6 protein-coding genes are annotated in these 10442 nt (G+C 75.9%); all 6 read left to right on the top strand.

Annotation, left to right across the window (positions count from 1 at the left end; genetic code table 11):
* Nucleotides 1-92 precede the first annotated feature (92 nt).
* The 6 genes from eccD to C8E97_RS27130 all read left to right on the top strand — a co-directional run bounded on the left by eccD (nucleotide 93) and on the right by C8E97_RS27130 (nucleotide 10437).
* Nucleotides 93-1517, top strand: coding sequence for a type VII secretion integral membrane protein EccD (eccD, locus tag C8E97_RS27155; protein WP_121008253.1), 1425 nt, complete (start codon nucleotides 93-95; stop codon nucleotides 1515-1517).
* A gap of 6 nt (nucleotides 1518-1523) precedes the next feature.
* Nucleotides 1524-2882, top strand: a complete 1359-nt coding sequence (gene eccB / locus C8E97_RS27150) for a type VII secretion protein EccB (protein WP_121008252.1) — start codon at nucleotides 1524-1526, stop codon at nucleotides 2880-2882.
* A 2-nt stretch (nucleotides 2883-2884) separates the two neighbouring features.
* Complete coding sequence (locus C8E97_RS27145) at nucleotides 2885-5779, top strand: hypothetical protein (protein WP_147455248.1); 2895 nt, start codon at nucleotides 2885-2887, stop codon at nucleotides 5777-5779.
* 15 nt (nucleotides 5780-5794) lie between these two features.
* Nucleotides 5795-9157, top strand: coding sequence for a right-handed parallel beta-helix repeat-containing protein (locus C8E97_RS27140; RefSeq protein WP_246019200.1), 3363 nt, complete (start codon nucleotides 5795-5797; stop codon nucleotides 9155-9157).
* A gap of 132 nt (nucleotides 9158-9289) precedes the next feature.
* Nucleotides 9290-9691, top strand: a complete 402-nt coding sequence (locus C8E97_RS27135) for a YbaB/EbfC family nucleoid-associated protein (protein ID WP_121008250.1) — start codon at nucleotides 9290-9292, stop codon at nucleotides 9689-9691.
* 29 nt (nucleotides 9692-9720) lie between these two features.
* Nucleotides 9721-10437, top strand: coding sequence for a hypothetical protein (locus C8E97_RS27130; protein WP_121008249.1), 717 nt, complete (start codon nucleotides 9721-9723; stop codon nucleotides 10435-10437).
* The last annotated feature ends 5 nt before the right edge of the window (nucleotides 10438-10442 follow it).

Genomic DNA, 10442 nt, shown 5'->3' with positions numbered 1-10442 from the left:
TGGAGGAATCCGGGTGATCGGCGCGTCTTCGGGCTGCACAAGGGGATTCGCGTGAGCGGCGTGTCATCGGGCTCTGCGGGGGAGGGATTCGCGTGACCAGCGCGCTGTCGGGCGACCTGTGCCGCATCACGGTCGTCGGCCCCGGAGGTCGGGCCGACCTCGCGGTGCCGACGTCCACCACGGTCTCGGACCTGCTGCCGGTCCTGGTCCGGCACACCGCGGACCGCCGGCGACCGGCCGACGTCACCGGCCCGGTCGACACCGGTGACGCGGGCTCGTGGGTCCTGCAACGGCTCGGCGACGCGCCGTTCGACGCGGACGGCACGCCGGAGAGCCTGGACTGGGTGGAGGGCGAGCAGTTCCACCTGCGCCCCGCCGGGGACCCGCTGCCCGAACTGGACTTCGACGACATCGCCGACGGCATGGCCACCGCCATCGCCCGGCAGCGCAACCACTGGCGACCCGAGCACGCCCGGCCCCTGTTCCTCGTGCTGGCCGGGTCGGCGGTCGCCGCGACCCTCGCCGTGCTGCTCGGCGGCGCGTCGCCGCCCGCCGCCACGATCGCGTCCGGCGTGCTCGCGCTGCTGTTCGCGGTCGCTTCGGTCGGGGCGGGCCGGTGGCGGGGCGACTGGCTGCTCGCGGCCCTGCCGGGACTCGCCGCCTGCGCGTTCGCCGCCACGGCCGGCCTGATCGGGGTGGCCGGGTCCGAGCCGGCGCAGCGGTGGGCGCCGGGGACGGTCGTGCTCGCGGCGGTGTGCGCGACCGGCGTCGCCGGGCTGCTGCTCGGCGCGCGGTACTCCGTGGCGCGCGACGTCCCCGTCGTCCCGTTCGGCGTCGTCGCGGTCGGCGGCGTCGCCGTGATGGTCGCCGGGTGGCTCCTGGTCGGGGTCGGCCTCACGCCGGGGCAGACCGCCGCCGTGGTGTCCGGCGCGTTCTTCGTGGTGATGATCTACTCGCCCCGGATCGCGATCCGGCTGGCCCGCATCCGGGGACCGCAGCTCCCGAAGAGCGCCGACGAGCTCCAGGTCGACATCGACCCGCTGCCGGCGGCGGACGTCGTGGCGCGCACCGGGATGGCCGACCGGTACCTGAACGTGATCACCACGACCGCCTCGCTGGTGTACGCGGTGTCGTTCCCGCACCTGCTCGACCTGCCCGGCTGGGTCGGCGTCGCGCTGCCGGTCGTGTTCACCGCCGCGCTGTGCCTGCGGGCGCGCGGCTTCGCGGGCCTGCTCCAGCGGCTCGCGGTGATCGCGGCGGGCGCGGCGGGCGCGGTCTTCGTCGTGCTGCGCCTGGTCGACGGCGCGCCGGTGGCGTTCCAGGTGGTGGCGGTGGTCCTGCTGACCCTGGCGGTGGGCGTGCTGGCGCTGGCGGCGACCCGCCCGCCCACCCGGAGGCTGCTGCCGATCTGGGGCCACCTGGGCAACATCCTGGAGACCGGCACCGCGCTGGCCCTCGTCCCGCTGCTGTTCCAGGTGCTCGGCGTGTACGCCTGGGCCCGCGGTCTGGCCGGGTGACCGGCCGTGCAGACCCAGCGGGACCGCGTCCACGCCTACGGCTTCCTGATGGGCCGCATGTCCTCGGCCCTGGTGTCCGGCGACCCGAGCCCGGCGGAACCGCCCGAGCGCGGCCACCGGTTCGGGCTGTTCGCCGGGCTGGCCATCGGGGTGCTGGTCGGGGTGGGGTTCTGGGTGTACGGCCTGGTCGTGCCCGGCGGGAACACGGCCTGGCGGACACCGGGCGCCCTCGTGGTCGAGAAGGAGACCGGCAACCGGTACGTCTACGTCGACGGGGTGCTGCGCCCGACGCTGAACCACGCGTCCGCCCTGCTGCGCCAAGGCGGGCAGGCGAAGGTGCAAATGGTGTCCAAGGCGTCCCTGGCCGACGTGCCGCACGGCCCCCCGATCGGCATCGCCGACGCGCCGGACAGCGTGCCGCCCGCCGCCGACCTCGTCACCGGGCCATGGCTGCTGTGCCTGGACCCCGGTGCCGGCGCGGAGCCGTCGATGAGCATGGTGCTGGGCGGCGCGGCGGCGGCCGACCCGGTCGCGGGCGGCCGGTACGTGCTCGTCCGGGCGCCCGACGGCACGCGGCACGTGGTGCTGGACGGGGTCAGGCACCGGGTCGGCCACGAGGCCGCGCTGGTGGCCCTCGGCGTGCCGGCGCTGCCCGTGCCGACCGCGCCCGGCACGTGGCTGGCCCAGCTGCCCGAGGGACCGGCGCTGGAGGCCGCGGAGATCCAGGGCGCGGGCAACGCCGGACCCGCGGTGGCGGGGCGTCCGTCCGTGGTCGGCCAGGTGTTCCGGCAGCGCCTGGCCGCCGGTGGCGACCAGTTCTGGGTGGCCCGCGAGGACGGCCTGGCCCCGATCACGGCGACGGAGGCGGCGCTGCTGTCGGTGGCGGCGCGGGGCTCGTCGCCGACCGACATCGACGCGCCCGCGCTCGCGTCCGCCCGCCGGTCGTCGGACACCACGCTGCTCGACCGGCTGCCGGCCGTGGCGCAGGCCCGCCCCGCGCCCGGTCTCGGGTCCGGTGCCGCGTGCCTCGTGCAGACGCCCTCCGGGGCGGAGGTGACCAGCGCGGTCGTGACCGTCGGTGCGGAGCACGCCGGACGGCCGGTGCGGGACGCCGCCGGCGCGACGCTGCGGCCCGGCAGCGGGATGCTCGCCGCCGCCGTGCCGGTGCCCGCCGGGCAGCGCAAGCCCGACCGCTACCTGATCACCGATCGGGGCGTGAAGTACCCGATAGCCGACGACGACTCGGTCACGGCGCTGGGTTACGGCGGTGTCGTGCCGACCCCCGTGCCCGACGTCGTGCTCTCCGCGCTGCCCACCGGTCCGACGCTGTCCCGGTCCGCGGTCGGCGTCAGGAAGGACGGATAGCGGTGGCACCACTTCCCAAGAGGCCGTTGCTCGGCCGTCGGCACCGACCGCACCCCGGCGACGAGCTGTTCCACCGGACGGTCGGCAACGCGACGGTGGTGCACGCCAAGGGCGCGGTCCCCGACGAGGCGTTGTCGCTGGCGCTGTCGGTGCCCGTCGACCCCGACCACGACGTCGTCATCGTCGACCTGCCCGCCGAGAGCCCGTTCAACTTCTGGGAGTCACTGGCGTCGAGCCTGGCGGACCGCCGCAAGGGCGTCCGCCTCGTCGTCGGCGGCCGGTCGCGGGAGACGATGGCGCTCGCCGGGCAGTGGCTCGCCGAGCGGCTAGGGCGCACCGTCGTCGTCCCGGACGGGACCGTGGTGCGCGGCGCGGGCGGTTCGCTGTTCGTCCACGCGGGGCGGGGCAGCGGCTGGGTGCGGTTCCACCGCGGCCGGCCACCGCAGTGGGAGGCCAAGCGCTTCCCGCGTCCCTCCTGGGACTCGCGGGCGGTCGCGGACACCGTGCCCACGAGCGCCACGGGCGTCGCCGAGCCGCTGCCCGGCGGGGTGTGGATCAGGCCGGTCGGCGAGGGGCGGCGGCAGTGGGCCGCGCGCAACCACCTGATCGCGGAACTGCCCTGCCAGCCCGACGTGCTCGCGGTCGTGCTCGGCTGCCCCGGCGGCGCGGAGGTCTCGCTGGACGACGTCGCGCGCTTCTTCGTGACCGTCCACGACGACATCAAGCCGAAGGTGCGGTTCGTCCACTATGGACCGGTGCGGCACCCGGCGCACCTGCCGCTGGGCCAGGCCCTGGCGAACTCCCTCCGGGTGCGCGCCGTGTGCTACACCGGCCTGCCGGTCGGCGCGGCCCACGCGCCCGACGTGTTCACCGTCCAGCCGGACGGGTCGCTCGGCTGGAACACCTTCGTGCAGCAGGTCGCCTACGAGCCGCGGGAGGACGACCAGGTCCCGGCCGAGGTCGCGCCGCACCGCTACCGGCCGCCGATCCAGGGCGTCGCGGAAGTCGCGCCGGCGGTGTTCTGGTACGCGCCGGACGCCGTGGTCGAGGTCGTGCGGGCCGGCCTGTGGGTCCGGCCGACCCACCACCTCGTGAACGCCGAGGCGGTGCGCGCGGCGCCGGTCGACGCGGCGGCGAGCATGGTGGTGTTCGACGGCGCGGGCCAGGGGCAGACCGACCGGATGCGGATGCTCGCCGAGGACGTGCTCGGGCGGCTGGACTACCCGACCCGCCAGGTCAGCCGGCTGGTGCCGGCGGCGGCGCTGCGGCGGCCCGAGCCGGTGGTGGCGTACGGGCCGGCAGCCGGGCACGTGGCCGGCGAGGCGGCGGGCGGTCGGGACCCCGGCGCGGACCTCGGCGCGGCCGGGGCCCGTGCCGCCGAGGCGCTCGGGGCCGAAGCAGGGGGAGTCGACCCCGACGGCATCGAGGCCGGGACCGAACGGATCGGGACCTTCCCCGCGATCGCGCCACCGATCACCGCGCCCGAACCGGTGGACATGCCCGTGGAGCACCCGGCACCGCCGCCGGGCGCGACCACCGCGGCCGGGACGTCGGCACCGACCGGTGGGTTGTCGGCCGATGTGACCGGGGCGCCGACCGGTGGGTTGTCGGCCGATGTGACCGGGGCACCGACCGGTGGGTTGTCGGCCGACGTGACCGGGGCGCCGACCCGCGGGTCGGCGGACGACGTGACCGCCGCCGGGACGCCGGAACCGACCGGCGCGCCGACTCCGGAGCCGCCGCCCGCGCGGACGCCGTCCGCCGTGCCGTTCCCGCCCGTGGCGATGCGCCTGGAGAGCACGCCCGTGGACGCGCCGGGCATCCCGCCGTCACCACCGTCGCCGCGACCCGACCCCGACGTCGGGCCACCACCCGCTGGTCCTCCCGGCGGGACGCCACCCGCCGACGTGCCGCACGACCCCGTCGACCCGCGGGCCGTCGACGCGTCGACCACCGGCGCCGCCGAGCAGCCGCCGGCCGACGAACCGCCCGCCGGGACCGACGCCGTGCCGACCGACCACGCGCCGACCGACCACGCGCCGACCGACGCCGCGCCGACCGACGCCGCGCCGACCGACGCCGCGCCGGACCTGTCCGCCACGAGGCAGCCGACACCCAGGTCCGTCGCGTCCGCGCTGCTGCCCGCCAAGGGCATCGACAAGGAACGCGAGTGGCTGCGCAAGAACCTCGGCCCCCGGTTCGGCGTCATGGCCAACACGATCGCCAGGGTGCTGTCCGAGCACCCCGGTTTCCAGGGCACGGTGTCGCGGTCGTCGTCCGACGTGCTGACCGAGGCCGTCGCGGTGCGCCACTACCTGTCGGCGGAAGGCGCGGACGTCGACCGGGCGTTGCGCGCGGCGACCGTCGGGCCGCACGTCCCGCTCGCGCGCTGCGTCGTCGCGGGGCTCCAGCGCCTGCCCTCGCACCGCGGCTCGACCGTGTTCACGATGACGCCGACGAGCGCCCAGTGGGACCTCTACACCCGCCACCGGCTGTTCACCGAGTGGGGGTTCCTCAACGCGCTCACCGATCCGTGCGCCGGCCTGGAAGGCAGCGTCGACGTGCTGGTGTGGTCGATGACCGCGCGCCGGACGAGGTTGCTCGAACCGGACGACGCGCCGGTCGAGGACCGCGTGCTGTTCGTGCCGGGCACGAGCTTCAAGGTCCTGGACGTGAGCGAACCGACGCCGGGCGGCCGGGGCCGCGTCCTCCTGCGCGAGCTGGCGGCGACCGAGATCGACGCGGACGGCCGGGTGGACGCCAACCGCAGCTCGCTCGACGACCTCGCCCGGACGGCGCTGCGCCGCAGCGCCGAGGCGTGGGCGGGCACCGCGCGACCGCGGCGGGTGCCGTCGCCCGCCGCGGACAGGTTCCGGCGTTTGCCCGGTCTGGGGTAGTGGAGGGGTGTGGACGTGGTTCGGGGACAGGTGATCACCGTCGGGGGTGACGTGCCGGGGGCGTTTCCCTCCATCGGCGCGGCGCTCGCCCACGCGTCGAGCGACGCGATGATCAGCATCCGGCCGGGGCGGTACGAGGAGAACCTCGTCATCGACGAGATGGTGACCCTCACGGCGGCGGACGGTCCGGGCACGGTCGAGGTGCGCGCCCGCTCCGGGAGCGTCCTGACCTGCACCGCCGACGCCGTGCAGCTCAACGGTCTCGTGCTGGGCAGCGACGACGCCGAGCTGGCCGCGGTGGACGTGCCGCGCGGCGAGGTCGCGATGGACTCCTGCCGGCTGCACGGCGCGTCCTGGGCGGCCCTGGTGACGCGGGCCGAGGGGTCGGTGGTGCTGCGCGGGTGCGCGGTGGACAACCCCGGTGGGGCCGGCCTGGTGATCGCCTCACCGGTGACCAGCACCGTCGAGGACACCGAGCTGGCCGGCCTCGGCTCGTCGGGGTTCGTCGTCACCGAGCGGGGCTCGGCGGTGCTGCGGCGCTGCTCGGTGCGGCGGGTCGGGGGCAACGGGATCTGCGTCAACGGCGACGCCCGCGCGGTGGTCGAGGGCGGCTCGATCACCGGCGCGGAGAAGCCGGCGGTGGTCGTCCAGCAACGGGCCGCGGTCGCGGTCACCGGGCTCACCGTCACCGACAGCGGCAACCTGGACCTGTACGTGCTGAGCACCGGCGAGGTCTCCATCGCGGACAGCAGGTTCCGCGGGGCCGGCGTGCAGGGCGTGCACATCGCGGGCGGCTCGAAGCCCGTCCTGCGCGGCTGCACGTTCACCTCGGCCGGCCGCAACGCCGTACAGGTCACCGGCGGGGCCGAGCCGACGTTCACGGGGTGCGCCGTGGAGGACTCCCCGGTGGGGATCGCCGTCGACGAAGGCGCCGCGCCGACGTTCGAGGACACCACCGTGCGCGCCACCACCGAGGGCGCGGTCCAGGTCGGCGCCGAGGCGGACGCCCGGTTCACGGGCCTGACCGCGCGACCCGACCGGGGACCCGGCATCGTGCTCGCCGGGCGCGGCAGGCTCGCGCTGACCGACGTCGACGTGGAGGCCGCCGAGGTCGTGGTGGAGGTCTCCGAGGGGGCGACGCTCACCGCCACCGACGCCCGGCTCACCACGCGCGCCGAGTCCGCCGTGACGGTGACCGGCGGCGCGCGGGCGCGGTTCGTGTCGGCGCTGCTGCGCGGCGGCGGCCTGCTCGTCGGCGCGGGAGCGGAGGTCTCCCTGCGCGACAGCGAGGTCGTCGACTCCGCGGCCGACGGCATCCGGGTCGTCGAGGGCGGGTCGGCCACCGCCGAGCGGTGCCGGGTGCGCGACTCGGGGCGGCACGGCGTGTCCGTCGAGCCCGGCGGCGGCGCGTCGCTGGTCGGCTGCGACATCACCGGCAACGCGGGCGACGGCGTGCGCGTCGACACCGGCGAACCCGTGCGGCTGAGCCGGTGCCTGGTCAGCGACAACGGCGGCGTCGCGGTGCACCGGCGGGCCGAGCGGGACCGCGTGTCGGTCGACGGGCTGGAGACCGGCGGGCGATCCGGCGGGCGGACCGGCGGGCGGGCCGACAACCGACCGGCGGCCACCCCGCCCGCGCGGCCCGAACCGGCGGGTGGGCCGGCCGCCGCGTCCATCGCCGGCACGGCGGGCGGCGTCGAGCTGGAGGGCCCGCTCGCCGAACTCGACGTCCTGGTGGGGTTGGAGGGCGTGAAGAAGGAGGTCGTCGGCCTGATCAACCTGATCAGGATGAGCCAGCGGCGGCTGGAGATGGGGCTGCCCATGCCGCAGCTGAGCCGCCACCTCGTGTTCGCCGGCCCGCCCGGCACCGGCAAGACCACCGTCGCCCGCCTCTACGGCGCGGTGCTCGCCGAACTGGGCATCCTCGCCAAGGGGCACATGGTCGAGGTGGCCAGGGCCGACCTGGTCGGCCAGTACATCGGCTCCACCGCGATCAAGACGACCGAGGTCGTCACCAAGGCGCTCGGCGGCGTCCTGTTCATCGACGAGGCGTACACGCTCACCAGCCAGAGCGGCGTCAACGGCCCGGACTTCGGCCAGGAGGCCGTCGACACGTTGATGAAGATGATGGAGGACCACCGCGACGAGCTCGTGGTCATCGTCGCCGGCTACTCGGAGCTGATGGACAGGTTCCTTGCCTCCAACCCCGGTGTGGCGTCGCGGTTCACCAAGACCGTGGAGTTCCCCAACTACTCGGTCGAGGAACTGGTCACGATCACCACCGACCTGTGCCGCAAGCACTACTACGAGCTGACCGACGACGGCGTGGCCGCGGTCACCGACTACTTCGAGCGCGTCCGCAAGGACGAAACCTTCGGCAACGGCCGGGTGGCGCGCAAGCTGTTCGAGGCGATGGTGAGCAACCAGGCGTCCCGGTTGGCGATGCACCCACCGGCCAAGGACGTGGAGCTGAGCAGGCTCACCGCCGCGGACCTGCGGGCCGAGCTGACCCTGGTGGAGACCGCGGCGGCCGGCGGTCCCCCCGCGCCCGACGCCGCCGCCGACCCGGTCGCGGCGCTCCGGGCGAGCCGGGGCTGGCGCCGGCTGCACGAACTGGTCGGTGTGGACGAGGTGCGGGACGCGGTCGGCGCGCGGCTGCTGGAGCTGTGCGACCACGCGAGCCGGCGCACGCCGACGGGGCGGCGCGCGCACGCGGTGCTGTCCGGGCGGCCGGGCAGCGGGCGCGGCGAGGTGGCCGGGCTCTACGCGCAGTGCCTGGCCGAGCTGGACCTCGTCGACATCGGGCAGGTCGTCCGCGTCGCCCTGGCCACCGACCTCCGCCCGCAGTGGCCCGGACAGGCGGAGGCGTTGGCGGACCGGGCGTTCGAGGACGCCTCCGGCGGGGTGCTGCTGATCGACCTCGACCCCGACACCGCGTACGGGACCGAGCACGCGGAGACCCGCGCGGAGACCGCGGACGCGCTGCTCGGCGCGCTCCGGCGGCACGTGGCGGACGTGGTCGTCGTGCTGGTCGGCGACCACGCGTCGGTGGCCGCGTTGTTCGAGGCCGCGCCCGGGCTGCGCGAGGCGTTCGGCGCGGAGTGGGCGATCGGCGAGTACGGCGTCGGCGACCTGGCCGAGATCGCGGCACGCCGCCTGCGCCGGCGGGGGCACGAGGTGCCCGACGACGTGCGCGCGGAGCTGGCCCAGCAGCTCGCCGGGGCGGCGGAGCGGACCGTGCGCGCCGCGCACCGGATGGCCGACCGGCTCGCCGCCACCGCCGCGTCCCGCACGCTGACCCCGGCCGACCTGCGCGGGATGCGCCCGGGGCGCGCGTCCGGGGCCGCGGTCACCGAGGGGCTGGCGTCCGTCGGGTGAGCCGGGTGGGGGACGGATGAGCCGGGCCGGGGGACGAACGGGTAATCCCGCCGGACGAAGGTGCCGGGATCGGTCCGCTCGCTGGTCCTCGCGGCGGTTCCCGAGTGGACTGGAATCGCGACCAACCACGTGATGAGGGGTGCCACCGTGTCGGTGAACGACGAGCAGCTGGAGCGGGTGCTGGCCCGGTACCGGGAGCAGCGGGACGAGCTGGAGGCGTTCCAGCGGGGCATGAGCGCGATCTCGTGCACCGCGACCGCGCCGCGGCAGACGGTCAAGGTGACCGTGGGGAACCAGGGTGAGCTGACCGACCTCGCCTTCCCCACGGACGCCTACAAGCGGATGGCGCCCGCGGAACTGGCGGGCGCGATCCTCACCGCCACCCGCGAGGCGCGGGGCAAGGCGCTGGACGCGGCGGCGGAGTTGTTGGCGCCCTTGCTGCCCGCCGGCCTGAACGCGCGCGACATCGTCGAGGGGAAGGCGGACCTGGCTTCCTACGTGCCCGGCGAGCCGCCCGCGCACGACTTCGGCTGAGCCCCACCCGCGGAGAGCGAGGAGTCACGATGTCCGGGACGTTCTGGGTGGACACCGACGGTCTGTCCCGCGGCGGGGACGGCTACGGCCGGCTCGCCGACCGGGTGCACCAGATCAACCTCACCCTGCTGCAACTCGCCGAGCTGGAGGGTTCCTGGGGCGATGACGACGCGGGCAAGGAGTTCGCCCCGCACTACCTGGAGAGCCGGCGCGCGTTCACCGACGGCCTGGCGGGTTTGCAGGACGAGCTGGAGTTCGCGTCGCAGGGCCTGAAGTCGTTGGCGACGCGGTTGGCCGAGGTCGAGGGCGGCAACGCGCGGCTCGCCCAGGGCCTCGGCAAGGACTTCGGGGGCCTGGAGAAGAAGCAGCCGACCGCGCCGCAGCCGAGGAAGCGCGAGGCCGGCCCGGAGATGTCGCGCTTCGAGCACATCCAGGACCGCTTGCCGCACAAGGTGGGCCCGGAGGTGCCGCGCTTCGAGCACATCCCGGACCGGGTGCTGCACGAGGTCGGTCCGGAGGTGCGGGGTTACGAGCGCCGCGAGGACCGGGTGCCCTACGTCAGGGTCCACGCCGGCTACGCCGGCGGCAACGAGGGCCGCCAAGCGCCGCAGGGTGGGGACGGGCGGCCCGCCGTGCTCGCGAACGCACCCGTCCAGCAGCCGGACCGCGGTGTCGCGCCGGACTCGTCCGAGCCCCGTCCGCCGAGCGCTCCCCGGCCCGGTCCGCGGCCCGAGCCCGGTGCCTGACGACC

Origin of the sequence: Saccharothrix australiensis, from assembly GCF_003634935.1 — a bacterium.
Classification (GTDB): domain Bacteria; phylum Actinomycetota; class Actinomycetes; order Mycobacteriales; family Pseudonocardiaceae; genus Actinosynnema; species Actinosynnema australiense.
This window is presented reverse-complemented; position numbering and strand designations above follow the sequence as displayed.